The organism is Cyclobacterium sp. 1_MG-2023 (assembly GCF_030546805.1).
In the GTDB taxonomy this organism is placed as follows: domain Bacteria; phylum Bacteroidota; class Bacteroidia; order Cytophagales; family Cyclobacteriaceae; genus Cyclobacterium.
Genome location: NZ_JAUOPC010000012.1, coordinates 188,783 through 209,719 on the forward strand (window position 1 = coordinate 188,783; position 20,937 = coordinate 209,719).

The 20,937-nt window shown below is 38.9% G+C and carries 15 protein-coding genes; 6 read left to right on the plus strand and 9 right to left on the minus strand.

The window, feature by feature from the left end; genetic code table 11:
• Window positions 1-312 precede the first annotated feature (312 nt).
• The 6 genes from Q4534_RS18510 to Q4534_RS18535 all read right to left on the minus strand — a co-directional run bounded on the left by Q4534_RS18510 (window position 313) and on the right by Q4534_RS18535 (window position 8,101).
• Window positions 313-717, minus strand: a complete 405-nt coding sequence (locus tag Q4534_RS18510) for a DUF1761 domain-containing protein (RefSeq protein WP_303614640.1) — start codon at window positions 715-717, stop codon at window positions 313-315.
• A gap of 69 nt (window positions 718-786) precedes the next feature.
• On the minus strand, window positions 787-1,614 hold the full coding sequence (locus Q4534_RS18515; RefSeq protein ID WP_303614641.1) for a helix-turn-helix domain-containing protein: 828 nt from the start codon (window positions 1,612-1,614) through the stop codon (window positions 787-789).
• Window positions 1,615-1,674: 60 nt separating this feature from the next.
• Complete coding sequence (locus Q4534_RS18520; RefSeq protein ID WP_303614642.1) at window positions 1,675-3,243, minus strand: hypothetical protein; 1,569 nt, start codon at window positions 3,241-3,243, stop codon at window positions 1,675-1,677.
• A gap of 62 nt (window positions 3,244-3,305) precedes the next feature.
• On the minus strand, window positions 3,306-4,880 hold the full coding sequence (locus Q4534_RS18525) for a hypothetical protein (RefSeq protein ID WP_303614643.1): 1,575 nt from the start codon (window positions 4,878-4,880) through the stop codon (window positions 3,306-3,308).
• A gap of 953 nt (window positions 4,881-5,833) precedes the next feature.
• Entirely contained in the window at window positions 5,834-6,514 is a 681-nt protein-coding gene (locus Q4534_RS18530; protein WP_303614644.1) for an SAM-dependent methyltransferase, read from the minus strand.
• Between the two features lie 273 nt (window positions 6,515-6,787).
• The gene (locus Q4534_RS18535; RefSeq protein WP_303614645.1) at window positions 6,788-8,101 is read right to left on the minus strand and encodes a hypothetical protein; all 1,314 of its coding nucleotides are present in this window, start codon (window positions 8,099-8,101) and stop codon (window positions 6,788-6,790) included.
• Window positions 8,102-8,536: 435 nt separating this feature from the next.
• On the opposite strand from Q4534_RS18535, the gene Q4534_RS18540 reads away from it, so the two are divergent.
• The 4 genes from Q4534_RS18540 to Q4534_RS18555 all read left to right on the plus strand — a co-directional run bounded on the left by Q4534_RS18540 (window position 8,537) and on the right by Q4534_RS18555 (window position 14,138).
• A complete protein-coding gene (locus tag Q4534_RS18540; protein ID WP_303614646.1) occupies window positions 8,537-9,805 on the plus strand; it encodes a hypothetical protein in 1,269 nt (422 codons plus the stop codon).
• 107 nt (window positions 9,806-9,912) lie between these two features.
• Entirely contained in the window at window positions 9,913-11,229 is a 1,317-nt protein-coding gene (locus tag Q4534_RS18545) for a hypothetical protein (RefSeq protein WP_303614647.1), read from the plus strand.
• A gap of 133 nt (window positions 11,230-11,362) precedes the next feature.
• Window positions 11,363-13,123, plus strand: coding sequence for a TIM-barrel domain-containing protein (locus Q4534_RS18550; RefSeq protein WP_303614648.1), 1,761 nt, complete (start codon window positions 11,363-11,365; stop codon window positions 13,121-13,123).
• A 49-nt stretch (window positions 13,124-13,172) separates the two neighbouring features.
• Complete coding sequence (locus tag Q4534_RS18555; protein WP_303614649.1) at window positions 13,173-14,138, plus strand: alpha/beta hydrolase; 966 nt, start codon at window positions 13,173-13,175, stop codon at window positions 14,136-14,138.
• A 61-nt stretch (window positions 14,139-14,199) separates the two neighbouring features.
• Here Q4534_RS18555 and Q4534_RS18560 read toward each other — a convergent pair whose 3' ends face one another.
• The 3 genes from Q4534_RS18560 to Q4534_RS18570 form a co-directional block, all read right to left on the minus strand.
• On the minus strand, window positions 14,200-16,308 hold the full coding sequence (locus Q4534_RS18560) for a VCBS repeat-containing protein (protein WP_303614650.1): 2,109 nt from the start codon (window positions 16,306-16,308) through the stop codon (window positions 14,200-14,202).
• 19 nt (window positions 16,309-16,327) lie between these two features.
• The gene (locus Q4534_RS18565; protein ID WP_303614651.1) at window positions 16,328-17,431 is read right to left on the minus strand and encodes an acyltransferase family protein; all 1,104 of its coding nucleotides are present in this window, start codon (window positions 17,429-17,431) and stop codon (window positions 16,328-16,330) included.
• A gap of 181 nt (window positions 17,432-17,612) precedes the next feature.
• Window positions 17,613-18,848: a sialidase family protein gene (locus tag Q4534_RS18570; protein WP_303614652.1), complete on the minus strand. Its 1,236-nt coding sequence runs from the start codon at window positions 18,846-18,848 to the stop codon at window positions 17,613-17,615.
• A 283-nt stretch (window positions 18,849-19,131) separates the two neighbouring features.
• Here Q4534_RS18570 and Q4534_RS18575 point away from each other — a divergent pair, with 283 nt between their 5' ends.
• Both Q4534_RS18575 and Q4534_RS18580 read left to right on the plus strand, forming a co-directional pair.
• On the plus strand, window positions 19,132-19,725 hold the full coding sequence (locus Q4534_RS18575) for a Crp/Fnr family transcriptional regulator (RefSeq protein ID WP_303614653.1): 594 nt from the start codon (window positions 19,132-19,134) through the stop codon (window positions 19,723-19,725).
• 69 nt (window positions 19,726-19,794) lie between these two features.
• A complete protein-coding gene (locus tag Q4534_RS18580) occupies window positions 19,795-20,673 on the plus strand; it encodes a pirin family protein (RefSeq protein WP_303614654.1) in 879 nt (292 codons plus the stop codon).
• Window positions 20,674-20,937 lie beyond the last annotated feature (264 nt).

Below are 20,937 nucleotides of genomic sequence, written 5' to 3' on the forward strand. Positions count from 1 at the left end.
TAAAGGTGATATTTTGGGAGGGTCAATTCAGGTAAAAATGAGCTGAATACCCCTAAAAATAAATTGTTTATTTCTATTAACAAACAATTCAACTTGGAAATAACAAAATCCCCCTACTTCCACAGCATTAAATTTGCTGAAAGCCACATTTATCAACATTGTATTTTATTGACTTTCTGTGAGATACACAAGTCATTTATTGGTTTAAAAAAATACTTAACCACAATCTTTCGTAAAAAAACAATAGATGCTATTCTCTATTTAAAAAATAATAAAACCCTAACCAACGGGTTATAATGCGGAATTTAAATTTTACCAGGCACCCAAAATTCCTCCCATCAAGGTAAGGGCTACAATGCAGTAGCCTGCATTGATTAAAAATCCTTTGAATGATCTGTTTTCAAATAAATACAAAATTCCCAAAAGTGTGGCTACCCAACCAAAACCTGCCAAAAATCCTGCAACTAGGCCATAGGACATATTTGCATCTACACCAATAAACAATTCTAGGTTCAAGGCAGCAACAAAAGCCAAAAGCAGTGACAAACCAAAAACCTTAGACATACTTCGTTTTCGCAAAAAAGTTTCAGTAAAACCAAAAGCTACCATCCATGCTTTACCAAATAATGGACCATACCAAATCCCTCCTACCAAGAAGGAGGATATTGAGGCGACTATAACCGATAACCAATTGATGTTTGCAAAAGCTGATCCCATATCCATAGTGTATTGTGATTTTGTTCTTTACAATACTACTAGAAATTGAAACCTTGAAATAGTAAAAAATTAACCTTTCTTGTCCAAAGGGAAAAAATTGGTGGCATCATGAAATCCTTGTTGAATAAATTTCTGTGGATTGATTCCTGAAAAATGCTTGAATTCCTTAATAAAATGCGATTGATCTGTGTATTCAAATTGGTAGGCAACCTGTGCCCATTCAATCTTTTTTGACTGATATATTTGCTGTAAAATCACATTGAAACGAAGCATGCGTTGATAATACTTGGGCGTCAATCCCACATACTTTTTAAACTGATCTATCAGGTGTTTTTGCGTTTTTGCATAGCCCTCAATTACTTCGGGAAAATTGACCACAGGTTCATGCTGTAATCTTTCCAAAACCTTTAATAATTCTGCAGGAGGGGTTTTATCCTTTCGGAATCTTTCAAGCAACCATATTTCTGCGCTTTGAAACTTTTCTTCAGTCGATTTTTTTTCTAATATTTCCTTTCTTAAAGCAAGTATATCCTCTCCAAACACTTCCTTACCGGAAATAACTTTATCATTCAAGTTTTGCATGGGAAAATGAAAAAACGGATAGGCACCAAATGCTTTGAATTGAATCACAAACAACTCGGAATGTTGGTGTGCTGAAATGGAAATATGATTTTTTTGCATACCTGAAACCCAAACATCCTTATATGTTGCGATGGGTGCTAAAGTGTCATTGTCATAGGTATTTCTTTGAAAGCCATCTAACTCAAAAATTATAAATACATGTCCTGTGGGAACCACCCGTTCTATCGAATGGTCAGGTATAAAATCTTTCAGGTGAAAGATGGCCTCAATGTATTGGTTCAATACCCCTTTCAGTAAGTGTCTTTCAATTGCCACTGCTGCTAATGGTTTATTATCCTTATCAATATAGCCAATTCAAAGGTTTTACCCGAATAATCACTCAATTTCAATTTTCACCAAGCTTTGGCCAAAAGCTCTAAGTGCCACACCCATGTATTGATTGTCACTTATTTTCGAAATGTTAGATGGGAATATCACAAAGTTTTCCAAATCACCCATTTTTTTTGAGGTTAAAACAACTTCTGAACTTGATTCACCATTACCATTAATTTGGCCAGCCAATAAATCCCGATTTAAAAGGTCATTGTAAACAAAATAGATTACATCATCTTCAAACATCTCATAGACACTACCACTTAACGTTCTTCTATCAATTTGCTTTTTAGTATATTTCTCAATCCAGTTAATTTCTCCGCTTTCTGATATATTTATGAATTGCATACTATAAAAACCAAAATAGGTTACCCCTTTGCTTTGAAAGGAATTTAAATACTCCGAACATAAGGTTACGCTGTTATTTTCGAGAGTATAGATTGAATTTATCGTTAAATAGGAGGGTAAATCAAAACCTTTACCTTTTTCAATTTTATTCAAAACTTTTTTACTTGCTTTTTCTCTGCCCCCAAAATAAAAATTCAACTTGTCTTCCTCAGAAAACGGGATGTATTCTTCAGCCTTAACCGCTAGGCTTAGAGGTGCTAAATTTTGTACAAACAAACCATCTATTGGGTCTAATCCTTTTTCATTGGAATAAAACCCCACAATCTTTATTGATCCATTCTTATGATGAGCCAAGGAGAGATCAACAAAATACTTATCTGAATTTTTCAAGTAACGTATAACCGGCTCTGAAATCCCTTTTTGAAAGGAATAGAGAATATGTTCATATTCATCCCAACTTTTTTCCACATAAACCTGATTCAAAATATTCAATCTACCATCATTGGATAATAGAATATCTTCCTTATGGTGTCCGGCAACTTTAAGATTTGTGAATTTGCTTTCAAATCCACTCTTGTTAAATTCAGGAATGGTAGCATTTATTACCCATTCAGAATTCATGCTATTGTCAAATACTTCAACGTATGCATGAGATTCTCTGCTGCGAGTATTGCCTGAAAAAGAATAAATAGCGAATTTTTTCTTGTCTTTAGATTGAATAATGCTGTAGTTTGACCTCCTATCTAAACCCTTTTTCATAATAAGGTGGTTGGCCACCAATATTGGTTCTTCAAAGTCTAAAGTTTCCTGATTGAGACGTTTTCTAAAAAGCCTGTTTTCACCCTTCAACTCATCAGAATAAAACAACCAAATGTCTTCCTTTTCATCCTGATAAAAGAATTCATAACTTTTATCTTTCGCTTTACTTACTATAGTAATCGGAATATCCTTTATTTCTTTACTCTTTATCAGATTAGATTCGTGGTCGTATTTATCTAGAAACAATTCCCCTTTTTTACCTAATCCCCCACCAGAAATGCTGTAGCCTTTAGATTTGAGCCGCAATATATAAATCCCCTCATCTGTGGTGCCAACTATTCCAATGAATCTCGTTGATAACTTTCTTGATGCTGACCCGGTTAATTCAACATTTACTGTTTTATCCTGCGCTTGCAAATCAATTTGAAGGGGAAAAAAAAACAGTACAAATAAGTATAATTTCATTTTGGTTATAAATTAAATATTAGAAAAACAGACGCGATCTTAAGATCTGATAAAATTCAGACCTAATTGATCTCAATTTTCACCAGTCTTTCCTTAAATAATTTGGCAGCTACTCCTAAATAGGTATTGTCTCCTACTTTGGATATGGTTCCGGGAACCAACCAAAACTTTTTTAATTCACCACCTTTGCTGGATTTCAAAATCGTTTTAGCGCTTACTTCTCCATTGGGATTTATTTGCCCAACACGGATTTCTCTTTCAAGGGGTTCATTGTAAATAAAATATATGGTACCACTCTCATACATTTGATAGATGCCATTGGTGTTAAGAGTAATATCTTTTTGTTGTTTATTAAAATTTTGAATCCAATTGATTTCACCATTTTGAGAAATATTGGTGAATTGAAAATCATTGTTTACATGGTAAATTTTACCATTGTACGTATAGGACTCATAGTACTCTGAGGCCAATGTAATGCTATTGTCTTCGTTAACAAATATGGATTTGATATAAGTATTGGACGGAACTTCTATCTCTTTACCTTTTTCTATTTTTCGTTTTTCTTTCCCTGATAAATAGCTTTCGCTTTGGTACAAGAAATCCATTTTATTTTCATTGGAAAAGGGAATGAATTTTTGCTTGTCAATTGCCAAAGTAAAAGGGTTTAAACTCTGAACAAATAGACCATCAATTTGCTTAAGCTTCTTATCATTGGAATAATAACCAGCCAACCTCACATCTTTGTTTTTATCCTGAATAAGGGACATCCTTAACAAATACTTGTCCGTATTTTTAAGATATGTAATCACAGGGTCATCAATGCCCCTATAGAATGAATACATAAAGTGCATAAATTCATTGCCTCCTTTTACTATGTCCACCTTACTCAACATATTAAACACCCCTTCATTAGAAAGGCGAATATTTCCATTGCTATTTAAAGATTTTATCATGCCATATAACTTGGTATCCGGGCCACTCTTGTCGTATTCAGGAATACTGGTATTCATTTGCCATTCTGAGTTCATCGAAGCATCAAACACCTCAACATATGCTTCAGACCCTTCATTGCTCTTACTGCCCACAAAGGAGAAAACGGCGAATTTGCTATTATCTTCCGAACGAACAATACTGTAATTTGACCTTCTGTCTAGTCTTTTATTAACAATAGGCAGTTCTGAAACCAATATTGGCGCTTCAAAAGCCAAGGTTTCTTGGTCTAGCTTTTTCCTGAACAAACGATTTTTATTGTTAAACGCATCTGAATAAAACAACCATATGTCTTTATCCTTGTCCTGGTAGAAGAATTCGAAGCTTTTGTCTTTTGCTTTATTCATGACAGTCATCGGAATATCTTCTATTTTTCGGCTTTTCTCAAGTCCATACTTTTGGTTAAGCTTTTCCACGACCAACACACCTTTTGTACCCACTCCTTTTCCATACAATGAGAAACCTTTGGAAATGGCTCGTAGTAAAAAGTGTCCATCATCTACCGTTCCAATAACGCCAATTGTACCCGTTAATAGTCCTTTTGAAGTTGGATCGGTAATTTCCACATTTATTGTCTTCTCTTGAGCAAACAATTCAAGGTGAAGGGACAGAAAAATCAATGCTGCTAAATAAAATTTCACTTTCATTCTCTTAAAATTTTTGTTAAAAATTATTTTATTAAAAACGTTTATAAAAATTAAGGCTCCATGTTCAGAGAAGCTAGGTGCCACAATTGCTTAAATGCTACTCATTCCTTTCCTCACTTATTCACAACTGTAAAGATGTACCTACCCAATAAAATACCTTCGGGCTATATCGTTTGGTATCTTTTCAAATTGAAAGAAAATATTGGTTTTTATCTGGTGATAATTTATCTCAATAACTGCTAAGCAAAAACAGTTTTTTTCCTCCCAAAAATATTTCTACCCCACTACCTGATTTATTTTGCCTTTTCAGTTGAAATTGTTTCAGGTAGCAAATCTAGGAAATAAATTATTTTTAAACCAACTTTTTTGTATTTTAAATATAAATAAATGTTTTACAATATTTATATTTTTTAAAATGAACAGGATGCTAGTTAGAAAAATTGGGCTTAGATGCACCTGCCTGGTCTAAGTTTAGCGAAGCGTAAATAGACCTATAATGACGAAAGTTTTCGACTTTCATCAGAGAAGCACATTTCGTTACCATCAGATAAAACAATTGGATTGCTCCTTAGGTTTATGATTTGGCTAAAGCCCCAAAAAAAGCAATTACATATCATCCCCCAGCTAAAGCTGGAAGCTATTGAAAAAAAATCATATCGTTATTTGGCATCTTTGCCTGGCTCCTTCTGTACTCCCGGCGGCTGAGCGGAGCCGGAGCCAAAGGGTGATGAATACCAAATTCCTCACCCTCGGAATGTGGATGGGTTCCGTTAAGCCAATGGCCCAGCAAAAAATCAATAAGAATAGGCTTTAGTCAAAGTTTAAATAGACGCTCCGCTTCAGGCATGCAGCAAAAAAGTGACAAGTGTGATGATAAAAAACTATTATTTCGAAAAGGGTTTAATAAATATTATAGACTTGCTAATGCACTTGCCTATGGTATAGAATCTATATTACCTCCTCTGTATCCTCAACATCTTATTCCCATCTTTTTGAAATTCGTAATTAACCGGTTCGATATTTAATTCAAAGTCTTTTTTAAATACCTTTTCAATCTTTGGCAACAATTCTGATGGCTCAGCATTTAGATTTAGTATCGGGAATATTCTGATTTCTTTGCATACCCTCAACATTTCAGAAATAGATTTAATATGAAAATCAAGTCCAAGCTTTGAGTAAAGCAACAGGAAATGAGAACTTAAACCCAAGTCAAAATTTTGCGCTTTAAAATTTGTTGATTCAGGCAATTCATGCATTAAATACCTATTTTCATTTAACCCTATTTCATAATCAGCAAGAAAATTGGACATGGCCCCCATCCTTAATTGCTCCAATTCAGATAAACCTTTAATAGTAGTCCAAATGAAGTTGTCTTTATTTTCTGTCATCTGATCCATTACAATGTCTTTTGTTTCATCGATTCGCTGTCTTAGTTCTTCTTTTGAAAATTGATAAATAGGATCCAATGAAGTAACCTTCTTACCCAACATATTCATTTCACTATTAAAACTAGCAGGGCCATCGCCAAAACTAATAATCCGTTTGGATAAATCGCATTCACCAAGGTTAAACATGCTTTTATACTCTGCTAAAGTCCGCCCCCATGGGACTGTATTTTCTAATTCAAAACTCATTTTTAATAGGCTGTTTTACGTTATAACCTTATCTCGAATGCCATTTATTTAGGTAAAGATTTCAGCTACCGGTTTATCGCTGCTGCCTCAACGGATTCATTTAAGTTCCCTTCAATTGGATTTCGGATCGAAACACATTCTATATCCGGTTTATGTAAAGGGTCGTTCAGAAAATCTTTTACAATTAAAGAAAAACAGGGCTGTAAAACGGATGAATCTCATATAATGACATATATTAGAGGCCAAAAGGTGACTTTTACTCTTTCATACACCTTATTCCCACATACGAGAACAATCAGTGCAATAGGCAATCTCGCTTTTGGTAGCATTGTTTCCATCTAAAATAAACTCAAGTTTCTTTTTGCCTTCGCCCGTATTTTCTACTTCAAGTTTAAACTCAAGGTACCCATCTGTATCTCGTTTTGGCAAACTCCTGTTTTCTTGATGCACTTCTAACCATTTCTCTCCATCAAAACTGTTATAAGTAGTCAGCTTTAAATTATGAGCTGCTTTTGAGAGGTTTTGAATGCGCACAATTGCATATATTTTATCATCTGATGTAAATGGTCCATCGGAAGATATACATCGATAGCTTTCTCCACTTTCATCCACACTCCTACACAATTCTATACTTGAAAAAGGACTGCTCAAATTTGGGGAACCGAAAGGAGTTACCATTACGACATAATCTTCCCTTATAACTATCTCCCCTTTTCGGGCTTCTAAAGTATATTTCATTGTTCTAATTGGGCGTACTATTTTATCTCCAAAAGCGGTTACAGACTCACCATTTAAGCTGATCTCTTCTGCTTCATAAACCTCCCATGACAATTTACTGCTTTGCCCTCTACGAATCGCACTTCGATTTCCAGTGAACCTACCAATCACTGGATCGATAGGGACATTTACGGTAAGGGCTTTTGTCTCTACCTTCACCGGCTCCCCTTTTTCAGCCATAGGCGAAACCATTAATGTATAGTTCGTGGTCTTATTTACCATAACAGTTAGACTTCCCGATTTTCTGACCTGCTGGAATTTTTCTGATCCATGCACACCAAACATAACCTTAGAGGCATTTTCTGTTTGCCAGGATATTGTAACAGAATCGCCCTTGCTGACTTTGCTTTCACTTGAAGAAAATGAGAGAATCTTAACCGCTAGGTCAAAATTTGGCCATGATTTTTCAAATGAGGATTCTACACACAATATCAAACTCCTAGATTCCATCATGCACACTTTGATGCTTTCACTTGTAAACACCTCGGTTTTTGGGCGTTTAGTAATGAGGAGACTCACCTGATTAATTCCGGATTCCAGTGGTATTTTTTCAATATATACTTCTTTAAAATTCGACTTACCATCAGATGTCACAGGAAATGCATGAATGAATGTATCATTTGAACCAGTTTTGCCGGTATATTTGTACTCCACTTTCACCTGAAGTTGTTTATCAGAAATATCCACTACCTCAAGAATTTTGAGCTCCGATGCATTACTGGCTTTTTTTGATTGCGCTATAACATTTTGGATGGATAAGTTTACAATGATGACAAGGGCCATGCATTTAATTGCAATAAATAAATTCATTGGAATTTTAATTTTTAATAAAAACTTTGTTATATAACTATCTAAAAATATTAATCGTGACAACGATAATTGCCGCGGTTAAACCAATTGCTAGCATTGCCCAGAACCATAGATATGCTTTGTGCTTTATTTTTCAAAAACACCTTACTCCTAATATAGACAATATGTCACAAGCACCAATAGCACTGACAGTAAATCTGTTAGATGTTAGTACAAATACCCTTTCCCTTTAAAAATTACATCCAATTTGGTTATCCACAAGCTTTAAATTAAGAATGCCCTAGGCTGTTATCTTGACACAAAACTGGGAAACAATAAATACTGAAGTGAATAAACAATTCAGTTACCCCCACATCCTAGGCAAACCGAGTAGTACTAAACCTATAATTTCACGTAATCTAAGTGAACCTTTGAGGTTTAACGTTATCAAAACCCATGAAAAAACTAGTTTACCTACTCGCACTTATACTTTTTTGTTCCACTCCCCTATATTCCCAAGAATTGAAAGTGGGAGCTGCCCTGCGGGTAATTACGCCTGATCCCCTGATTCCCGTTTCCGGCGGTGTGGGAACGCCGAGTCCGGCAACGGAGAAAAAGGGAGATCTTTATGTTCGCGCCATGGTGATGGAACAAAACGGCGTCAAGGTGGCCATTGTTGGTATAGACAACCTGGGATGGCCTGCAGTCCTTGGCGACCAATCACGCGCCCTAATCAAAGGCATCCCACCTGAAAATATCCTCATCGGAGCTACCCATACCCACAGTGCACCCGATGCTTATGGTTTTCCCAATGAAAAAGGAGAAGTACTGGCAGATTTTGACTACCTGAAATGGTGTGTTGCGCAAGTGGCTGAGGCCGTAAATGAAGCCTTAGAAAACATGGAGCCTGCTGCATTAAAAATTGCGGTAGGAGAAGCCCAAGGAAAAATCGCTTACAATTATTATGCTCAGGATCTTTATGATCCTCGTTGCGGCGTTATACAGGCCTTTGGTACTTCGGGGAAAAACAAAGACAAGGCCATCGCCACCTTGGTCAATTACGCCATCCACCCGGAAGTCATTGGCAATAAAAAAGGCATTTTATCTCCCGATCTTTGCGGTCCTTTGTACGATCGCATTGAAGCCAAAGCTGGAGGTTTGGCGATTTTCATAAACGGTGCCCAAGGAGGCATGGTAACTGCGGATAACAGAAGACCCGAAGGCAAAGAAGCCGGTGATTGGGAAGAGTGTATCCGCATTGGAGAATTATTGGCAGACCAGGCCCTGGCAATTGTGGACAAAGCGCCTCTGCAAACAGCACCCTTATTGTCTAGCCACTCAAAGGAAATCAAATTACCAGTGACCTCTCCACTGATGAAAATGCTGATAGACCACTCCGAATTAGGATTAAAAGTTTCCGAAGACTATATGCTTAAAACAAGGGTAAATCTATTAAACATTGGCTCTGCCCAAATCCTTACCATCCCCGGAGAGGCACTACCAAATATTGGTTATTACTTGAAAAGAAAGATGAAAACAGACCAACCATTTTTGTTTGGTCTGACCAATGATGCCTTTGGATATATGCTTACCAAAGTGGATTATAATAGTTTCGAACGCTATGAATACATCAGTAAAACAAGTCTAGGAGAGGAAACGGCTGAGGTCTATATAGAAGAAGCGCTTCAATTGATTGAAGCGAGTCCGGGTGCTGAAAACCAATAATAATAACAAGGGGGCAAATTTAACATCAATCAGAAGTGCTAATTCTGAGCTTTAAGTAGATAAGCGCGGAAATTCGAGTAGCTTTCTTCAAAACTTAAATTAGCAACATGAGTGCTACAGCCAAAATAATAAAATGGTTTAAGTATCTGTTCTTAGGGACAATGGTGCTTCTTATATTGCTGGTCTTGATAAAAATCAGCCCGGCCCTTTGGAACCGTTGGGTAACTTACCCGGGCTTGGAACAAGCCAGAAATGAGCTATGGCAAAAATACCGAAAACCACTAGAGGTTATTCCAATGTCATTGTATAAAGGGGCAGTTCATTCCCATACTTTCTGGTCTCACGACAGTCGGGGTTTGCTTCCTGAAATAATGGATGGAGCAAAAAAAGCCGAACTGCAGTTTATTTTCAATTCAGACCACAAACGCAATCAGCTCGACACCTTTCCAAGAGGCTACCAAGGAGTTTATGAAGGCATCATCATAGAGTCGGGCACAGAACATAGGTCCGGCCTGATGATCAGCCCATTTGACAGTACAGTTATTGACTGGAATAGACCTGAAACTGAAATTATCCGAGAGGTAGTAGAAAATGATGGTTTGGCCATTTATGTGCATTCGGAAGATGAACATGACTGGGACAACACGGATTATCAGGCCATGGAAATTTACAATATCCATACAGACATGAAGGATGAAGAAGAGGTTTTCCCCATTCTTCTCAATAGATTTTTGAATCCAAAAAAATATACCCATTGGATGTTCAGGGATCTTTATGATGAACAAACGGAAATATTGGCCAACTGGGACCAGTTAAACCAAAACCGGAAAATTGTAGGCGTAGCTGGTGTAGATGCACACAACAATCAAAGTTTCAGGGCCAGACATCTTGAGGACGAAAAAATAGAATGGGTTGGCCCCAATGCTGACACCTTGGTGATAAGGGAACCCAATTGGTTTGACAAATTGCTTATGGGAGAAGCCGACAAATACGGTTGGGCATTTAAATGGGAGTTGGACCCCTATTTCAACTCTTTTAACCATGCTACCAACTATGTCTATTGCGACACCTTTACCAATGTTAATATTCGGGATCATATTAAATTGGGCCATGTCTTTGTATCCTTTGAAAGTTTGGCCAAAGGGGAAGGTTTTCAATATTTTGCGGTAAATGAAACAGATAGCTTAACCGCTATTTTAGGTGATTCAGTAAGTCTGCCTGCGGCCAATAAATTAAAGGTACTTTCCCCATTTCCTGTAAAATTTCAGCTTTATAAGAATAGTGAGCTAATAGAAGAGACTGAGGAAAATTACAATTATGAATATAGGATTCAAGACAAAGGCAATTACCGGGTAGTGGCAAGGCTTGACCTTAAAGAAGAATGGATTCCCTGGATTTATACCAATCCTATTTATGTGTATTGAAACAGGTCGCAGAGTTTTAAACAAATAAGGATTTGGTAATTAACCTAAACCTGAACTTGGGCAACATGAATGCTAACAAAAACACTAATCAATTAAGGTTAAAACATTTCAAGTCTAGAAAAAGGATGTAACCATGAAGAAGTTTTTGAAGATTACATTGGCGTTACTTTTTTCACTATTTGTAATAGCTTACTTTTATATTCTATTCCCACTTTGGGGATATCCTTTCAATGCGCAAAGGCATGGTCAATTGCCTTTAACTCCTGCTTGGGCCTTGGAATGCTGGTTGTGGGAAGACGATGTAAATACTGCGGCTTATGTTGATGAACTATTAGAAGGTTACAAAGAACACGACATTCCCGTTAGGACCATTCTTATTGACAGTCCCTGGGCCTACCGGTACAATGATTTTGATGTGGACACCACACTTTATCCGGATTATAAAAACTGGTTTTTTAAGCTTCAAGACGAAGGGTATCGTGTAGTGTTGTGGATGACAACTATGGTCAATAGTTATAACAACGACCTTCAACTGAAAGAAGATCCTACCTGGTTTGAAGAAGCAAAATCCAAAGGATACCTTGTCTCTGATGGGATAGAGAACAAATGGTGGAAAGGAAGAGGCGGGTTTATTGATTACACCAATCCTGAGGCCATGAAATGGTGGCGTGGCATGCAGCAGGAGGTATTTGAATTGGGAATAGATGGCTGGAAGCTGGATGGTACCGCCACTTTATTTTGGAAAAACATTGCAGGCATTCCTTTCTTCTACAAAAAAACTGCTTCAGGTCTTATGACCACGCGAACCTATATGGACCATTATTACCGAGATGAATACCGGCATGGTCTAAGGCAGAACCCGGAATTTGTCACTTTGTCAAGATCCATGGACCGTAGTTTTCATCCGGAAGGCTTTGCTCCCTTTGATGCTTCACCGGTAAACTGGGTAGGTGATCAAAAGCACGAATGGGTGACCAGTGAAATGCTGGAAGAAGCCAAAGAAGACAAGGTAGACATTGCACTGGAAGGTATTCAGGGTTTTGAATCCGCGATTACAAGCATCCTAAAAAGTGCTGATATGGGCTACAATATAATAGGATCTGATATTGCGGGATTTTCGGGAAACAAAATCCCAGCGAGATTATACATTAGGTGGGCGCAATTTTCCGCATTCAATGGCTTGTTTTTAAACGGCGGACATGGGGAACGAAGGCTTTGGAAACGCAATGAGGAAGAATTAAATATCATTCGAGAATACTCTTGGTTGCACACCGAGTTGGTTCCCTACATGTATCATTATGTGGTTACAGCCCATAAAGGTGGAAGGGTACTCATGCAACCCCTAGAAGGGAAATATCATTATATGTTTGGGGAAAGTCTTTTGGTTGCACCCATTTATCAGGACAGATTGGTAAATGAAGTAAAGCTCCCGAAAGGGAAGTGGCGCTATTGGTTTGATGACACAAAACTAATCGATGGGCCCACCACTTTTGAACAGGAATTTCCATTGGAAGAATACCCGGTTTTTATCAAAGAAGGAGCCATCGTACCAATGAACATCAAGCGTGCTTACACAGGGATAGGAAAACCTGAGGATAAAGGTTATTTAACTTTCCTAATTTATCCTGATCTGGAAGAATCCAATTTTGAGGTGTTTAGGGAAAAGGATAAAAGCACGGTCTTGACTTATAAAAACTCAGCAAAAAACTTACAGGTTGAAATTTCCGGAAAACAAATTCCACATATCCTCCATATCTCCTCCCAAGACAAACCTTCAAGTATAACTTTGGATGGAAAACTACTTTTAGAAGAAGTTGATTATAATCCGAAAACAAAAAAGTTACAAATTAAAACCTCAACTTACAGCAAAGGCCAATACCTTATCCAATATTAACCCAAATCCTATGGACAAACATTGCATAATTAAGATCAAACATCGCATTATGAAAAATACACTCCTTGTACTATTTACCTTATTCTGTTTATTGGGATGCAAAACTGCTGCTACAGACCCGGACCGCCCACTCAAAGCACCCAAGGGATACATGAATGAAACGCTCCTCAAAATGGCTTATGGTCTGGGAATGTTGGACCTAATCGACTCAAAGCCCCCTATTCCGGATGATTTAGAGGCGATAAAAGATGTAACTTATAAAACCATTGGAGATGTTGACTTACAATTGGATATCTACAAACAGAAAGGCTTGAAAGCTCCTGCCCCTACGATGGTATTTATCCATGGTGGAGCTTGGAAAAAAGGTAAAAGACAGGATTATTTGCCCTATATGATCGATTACGCCCAAAAAGGTTATGTTACGGTAACCCTCTCCTACAGGCTCTCAGGTGTCGCGAAATTTCCGGCAGCTGCCCAGGATGTCAACTGTGGAATCAAATGGGTCAAACAACATGCAGCTGATTATGGCATTGACCCGGATCGCATGGTGTTGATCGGAGGCTCTGCGGGTGGACACCTTTCGCTATTGCTCGGTTATGGAGGGGATGAAGCACTATTCAACCAAGATTGTAAGGAGCTTGGCACAGATAGTAAGGTAAAGGCGATTGTAGATTTTTATGGCCCTGTGGACATCACTACTCCCTATGCCATTACCACAGAGCAGGTACTTAGTTTTATGGGTGCTACTTATGAAGAAATCCCTGAGATGTACAAACTTGCCTCACCAAGTACCTTTATCAGCCCCGATGATCCTCCAACTTTAATCTTCCAGGGAACCATCGACTCCTTGGTCCCTGTCAGCCAATCCGACTCCCTCTCCAGCTGGTTAAATCAGGCCGGTGTTGAACATGATTACCACCGACTCAAAGGCTGGCCACATACCATGGATGCTGCCAAAAAAGTGAATGAATATGCTCAATTTTATATTGATGCTTTTCTGGAGAAACACCTTTAATTCACAATCTTTCCTAACATTACGTTTAAGATTGCTTCGCTTTGGCTCGCAACGATAGGTATTACCGCTTAAAATAAGGGTAATTGGCAGGTCCTTGCTTCCCCTCCGTAGTCATCGTAGATGTAATATCAAAACTTGATCTTTGCCAATAATAAAACTGTCCTGTTTCTGTACCGACCACAAGATCCGGCACACCATCTTTATTGAAATCAGACACCACAGGGCCATCGGTATGCCCCATCAAGGTTTTGGACAACACCCTACCCATGTATTCCAAAACCAATTTACCATCCTTCATGCCTTTATTCTTCATCCAGTCTACTGCCGGCTTGGAGGATACGATCAAATCTTCAAGGCCATCACCATCCCAGTCATGGAAGGTTATTTTTAACCGCCCACTGCTCGACCCTGTACGCTGATTGAGCAAAATGGGTTGACCATCAGGAAAGACAAAATTCCGCTGCGGATGCGTCAATACTAGTTTATCATTAACCTTTTTACGGGGATACACTGCCAAATAACCTTCATGGTCCAGCATCACCAAATCATTTAACCCATCTTCATTAAAATCCATAATCAATGGAGATGTTCTCCAAGGAGCCAATAATTCATTGTCTGCTTGCGCTATGCCCGGCCCCCAGGCTGGCCGAAGTGGTTCGCCTTCCCATTCCACGTACAATGGCTGTGGGGCTGCCAGTTTAGGGGCTTTCTTGCTACCAGTATTTTTAAAAAACACAATATTTCCATTGTGTTCATTGGCCAGAATATCCGGCAAATCATCTTCATCCCAATAACCCACATCAATGGTGCTATAGCCCCAAAAAGGTCGCTCAGTATTGGGAAGTGCTTCATCTTGGATCAATCTAATCGGTTCTCCATCAACTTCAAGTAATTTGGGAGCATCCCAGACAGGATCTTTTCCACCCAAATTTTTAATAAAGCCTATATTTCCAACTGCATTTCCACTAATAATATCATCCAATCCATCATCATCCCAATCGAAAATCCTAGGAGCTACCAAAGCCCCAAAATCAACGTATTTTGCTTCCTGTTGGATAAACACGGGAGCGGCAAATTGTGGCAATCCATCAACCATTTCACCGGTGTTCCTTAGGTAGGAGATTTTCCCGTCTTCATCTCCGGCTAAAATGTCCATAAAACCATCTCTGTTCCAATCAATTGCAGTCTGGTGCATGGTGGCCCTGGACTCGTATTGTATGGGCAGACCATCCATTTTCAAAGCCCTACCTTGGCCGAACTCATATTCTGTAGCAGAACCGGTATTTTCGAAGTAAATGATAAAATCATCGTTCCAGTCGATGTCAAAATTTTCATGATTTTTACCAATACTCAAAAAATCATAGTCTCCATCATTGTCAAAATCTGCAAACATGGGTTTCATCGATAAGCCTTCAGATAAAGGAGATTCATCTGATTTCAAAAGTCTTTGGGGATTTTCATACACAGGATCCTCATTGGTACCGCTGTTTTTCAGTAACAACACATGGTTTTTTCCATCTGTTACAAAATCTAGCTTTTCTGCCGCTTTGCCCAACTTCCCTCGATAAGTTCTGGGTTTGTCCCGTGTGGCTACCGCCATCAAATCATACACACCATCCCCATCAAAATCGATAATTTTCCATTCTGTTTTGCAGTTGTGCAGGTAATCATAGCCTTCGTCAGGTAAATGCACTTCATTTTCATCCCAAAAGACATTTTGAGGCACATTTTTATAAATCAAAAGCTTTTCTCTAACCCGATCAGGGGTAAGCACGTGCACTCCTTCCCCCACATAGGAGGTTTGAAATCTTGAACCATCGTCTCCAAGTCTCCTTCGCTCAAAGGAAACTTTCATCCTTCTTCTAAATACAGGCATTTCTGTATTGCCTGTAATATTCTCAAAGTAGAAAATTCCGGATTCCGTATAGCTTCCGGATTCTGAAATCAACAAATCCAGATCTCCATCCCCATCAAAGTCCATGGGCATGGGTACGGCTTTAAAACCAGCATCCAGGTCTACCAGCAGGCCGGGATTATTGTAGGCAAGCTTGTGGAGCATATCGTCCCTATAGGTACTTGATTCTATTGCCTGCTGATCTGCTTCACAGGAAAATAGGAAAAGGCTACCTATTGCTAAAATAGGCAGCCAGGTTTTAATGGGTTCAATCATTATTGTAAAATGTTTATTGCTATATTTTAATATAAGTATTGTTTTTATACATGTACCAAAGGATCAGGTAGAGCAAACCAAAACCACCAAGGGTAGTCAAAGCCCCATAATAGGCACCTGTATATTGTTCTAGTCCGAACATTAGGAAATCTGCAATATCAGGGAAGCTTATCACATGGGAAAGTACATAAGCAGTAATCGCGTTCATTCCAATCACCTTGAACATAAAGGCCCATTTATACTTGCCTTTGACATCTATGATCCAGTAAAAAATGGCTAATAAAATAAAACATACCCCTGAGGAGGCCAAGACAAATGAACTGGTCCATATTTTTTTGACGATCGGATGCCAGATACCCCAAATCATGCCTAAGGCAAGCCCTGCTATTCCGACCAACAAAAGATAAAGAGCTACTTTTTTTCGTGGCAAGTTGGATTTTATCAGTTCTCCTGCAAATAAACCGGAAAGCGTTGTGGCAATAAAGCCAAAACCTGTCAATACCCAAGTATATTGATAGCCATCGTCAAACCGCCCCAATACTAGATGGTCAAAATACAAAGCATAATTTTTATCAGGAAGAATCACACTTTGACCAGCTCCCGGAACATTGGGAACTGTGAGTATCAAGGCATAAATGATCAAACAGGCAGCAAACATAATATAGCGCCCTTTCCTGCTCAAATAAATAAAAGCCAGACAAGAAAAGAAATAGCCTACAGCAATCGCTTGAAGGGTATTGCTAAAGATTTTAAAGGTATTGATATCCAAAGCCAATAAATTCCCTTGCACAATCCAACCCAGAAAAAACAGGATCAAAACCCGCTTGAAGAGCTTTTTATAAATTTGGGCTTTGCCCGTATTTTCCTGCATTCTTTTGGACAAAGAAAAAGGGATAACGGCCCCCACCATAAATAAGAATAGTGGCATGATAATATCATAAAAGGTGGATCCAAACCAATCGGGATGACTGAATTGATTGGCCAAAAAACCTGTAAAAGGGGTTTGCCCTCCTTTGTGTAGCAAGGCAAAGAAACGGTCAGCAAAAATAATAAACAACATATCAAATCCCCTAAGAGCATCTATGGAGAGGATTCTGTTTGGCTTAATGGCTTGTTCAATCATAAAAACTTGGCTTTGGTGGTTAATGGTATCAATAAATCGTTTTCATTCATTTAAAGTGTCCAAACACTTTAGGTAAATACCCTTACCCTCCGTGTTTGGTCTATGTGAAATTCAGGAACTAAAACCTAAATAAGTAATTAATTATCTATCAGCAATACAATCGTAGCATCCGAGAAAAAGGCTATTTCCCAAAAAGTTTGTTCCGCTTTTTCCATTTAATCTTGGCTACATAAACACTGCCGTCACTACCGTATTGCTCTACTCCTTCCGGCTGCATCCATTCGGAAACAGTCACCCATGTTTCTTTGGGACTAATCTCAGTAACACCAAAATTACCCAGCCTGGCTCCTCTTTCCGGCACCAATATCACTTCAGTATCACGTATTACTGCCAGCTTTTCCGTATCTACTTGGGCCATAAATAAGGGTGCCCGATGCCTAAACACATGGTCATTGTCCGCTCCTTTTCTGGTATAAACCAAATACAAAGCGTCGGAATGCCTGACCCAATGCTGTTGGGTATTGTAATTACCTAAAAGAGAACCATCGTCGAAAGTCCATGGTTTGATCTCATCGTAATGTAAACCATCCGCACTGGTTGTGATATAACCTTGCAGGTCATTTCTAATGGTAAGAAAATATTTACCCCCAAATTCCATCAAAGAAGGTTCGTGCAAACCTCTTGTATCATTGTCCACCTTTAAGGAATTGCCTTTTTTCAAAAATCGCAACTCCTTACCGTCAAAACTGCAATGACAGACCACCACTCTTGAATTTTTTCCCGGAGGTTTATAGTAAATAGGCAATAAGATAGAACCATCAGGTAAATCCAATCGCTGCACACAGCCGGCGCCTGCACTGAAAAACGTTTCACCTTCCGGCATTTCGAGCTTTTTCCAAGACAACCAGTCTTCTGCTTGTGGATCATATACTGAGTAGGCGGTATGCCTGGGGCGGGGATTGGCCACTTTCCATTCCGGGGTGTACACGATGGTATGCCCTATTCCCAGCAATACACCGGTTTTACTGTGCCACTTGGGCCAAAAATCCGCTGCTGCCACAGGCCGTTCCTGCCCATTTATATCTTCAATTCTAGGTGCCAAAGGTTCCGATTTCCGGGGTTTGGTCCAGGTTTTTCCGCCATCTTTGCTTAGGATTTGGTACATGCCTTTAAAGACATCGCTCCCCTCCAGATCCAGGGTACTCATGGTCATGACTATTTCCTTTGACCCATCCACTGTGCCCGCTCTGGGATGTACCCAGCATTGTTTGCCATCAAACAACTTGGCTACTACATCGAGACTATGGCTAAATTTAGGAGCAAATGGGGCTTTGGAAAAAGAAAAACCTACCTGTGGTAGACCTATTGCTAAAACGGACACACTGCTTTTTAAAAGAAATCCTCTTCGGGTAGCCATGTTAAAGATTTTTGGGAAATGGAGAATAATGAACCAATATTAAGGAAACATACGGAAAAACACCCTTACAAACCACCGTTTTTTCACAAATTAACAATACTATTATCTGATTGGTAATTACCAAACTCCTTTTAATGGTGCTTCTAAAGTAAAACCGACTGTATGAAGATAATCATAAAGCAGATTTTCACCGTATGATTTTCAGATGGCCGGTATATTTCTGTAAATTCAGGCCTTGGCAAGGAGTCTATCTTTAGCAACAAACCTCAGGTTACCGAAAACAATGAAACACACCACGTTTAAAACTTTCTTGACTTCAAACCTTATGATTGAAGAAAAGGAAATAATATCAATCCTTGAAAATTGTAAGGTAAAACAGGTGAAAAAAGATGAATTTTTACTGAGAAAGAACGAACATTGCAGCCATACTTTTTTCGTAGAAAAAGGACTTTTAAGACAATATTCTATTGACAATAAAGGCAAAGAGCATGTCTTGTCCTTTGCACCTGAAAACTGGTTTGTAACCGATCGTGAAAGCAGTTATTTTAACCAGCCTTCTGTTTATTTCATCCAAGCATTGGAGGACAGTCAAGTGGTGTTTTTAGACGAAAGCTTTATTCAAATGCTTTCAAATAAGGTCCCAAATTTCACGGATTTCAACAATCGACTGCTACACAATCATATCCGCCATTTGCAAAACAGAATCAATCATTTGTTGAGTACCAATGCAGAAGACAGGTATTTACAGTTTGTTAAAATGTACCCGGATATACTTTTGAGGGTTCCTCAAACAATGGTGGCCTCTTATCTAGGCATTACACCGGAAAGCCTAAGCCGGGTCCGAAAAGAACTGGCGAAAAAAAATTTCAAGGGATAGCTTCTTATCATAGATCAATGCACAGAGGTTCTCTACTTGGTAAATTTGTAGTATTAAACAATAAGAGCTATGAAAACAAGAACAGTAGAATTGATAGCAAGTCCCAAAGAGCCTCACTTTGTAGGTGATGGTTTTCGTGTGCATAATTTTATCCCCAGTGGTTACAGGCTAGATATGCAAAGGGTAAACCCTTTTATTTTGTTGGATTATAATTCACCTTATAAATTCCCTCCTTCAAGTCAACCAAAAGGGGTGGGCGTACACCCACACAGAGGATTTGAAACCGTCACTATTGCTTACAAAGGCAAAGTTGAACACCACGACAGCAGTGGTGGTGGCGGAGTGATCGGCGAAGGCGATGTGCAATGGATGACTGCAGCAAGTGGTGTATTGCACAAAGAATACCATGAAAGAGAATGGAGCAAGTCCGGTGGAGAATTTCAGATGGTACAACTATGGGTTAACCTGCCCGCAAAGTACAAAATGAGTCCCCCTAAGTACCAGGCCATAAAAAATAAGACAATCCCCCGCCATGTGTTGGAAGACAATGCAGGGCAGATTGAAGTGATAGCAGGTGCCTACAAAGATGTCAAAGGCGTTGCCTCCACTTTTACCCCCTTGCATATGATGAATGCAAAACTAAACAAGGGTGGAAAAGCAGATTTTGAATTTCCCGCTCATTACAATACGGTATTGCTTGTATTGGAAGGGAGTATTGTGATCAACGGAAGCGAAAAAATGCCAACCAATCATTTGGCATTGATGGCAAATGATGGAGAAAACTTCACAATCGAAGCCGGCGAAGATGCTGTGGTATTGGTTCTCAGTGGAGCACCAATTGATGAACCCATTGCTGCGCATGGTCCTTTTGTTATGAACAGCAAGGAGGAGTTAATGGAAGCCTTCAATGATTTCAACAATGGTAAATTTGGCTATTTAGAAGATTAATAGTCTATGAAAAAACAAATCCGGAAGTGTGGGGTTACCGCTTCCTGAGCGGAGCCGAAGGTGTAGGTGTTTCCGATACGCCACCCTATGGCTTCGACTCCGCTCAGCCACCGGGTATTGAGTTCACTCAGCCGTTAGGTATCGGCTCCGCTCAGCCGCCGGGTTTGATGTGAAGCAGCTTGATCTAAATATATGCTTAGAGGTGATTGATTAAGTACCGCTTTTGATGTATGACCCGTCCTGAAAAAAGTTTACAGTTTTAAA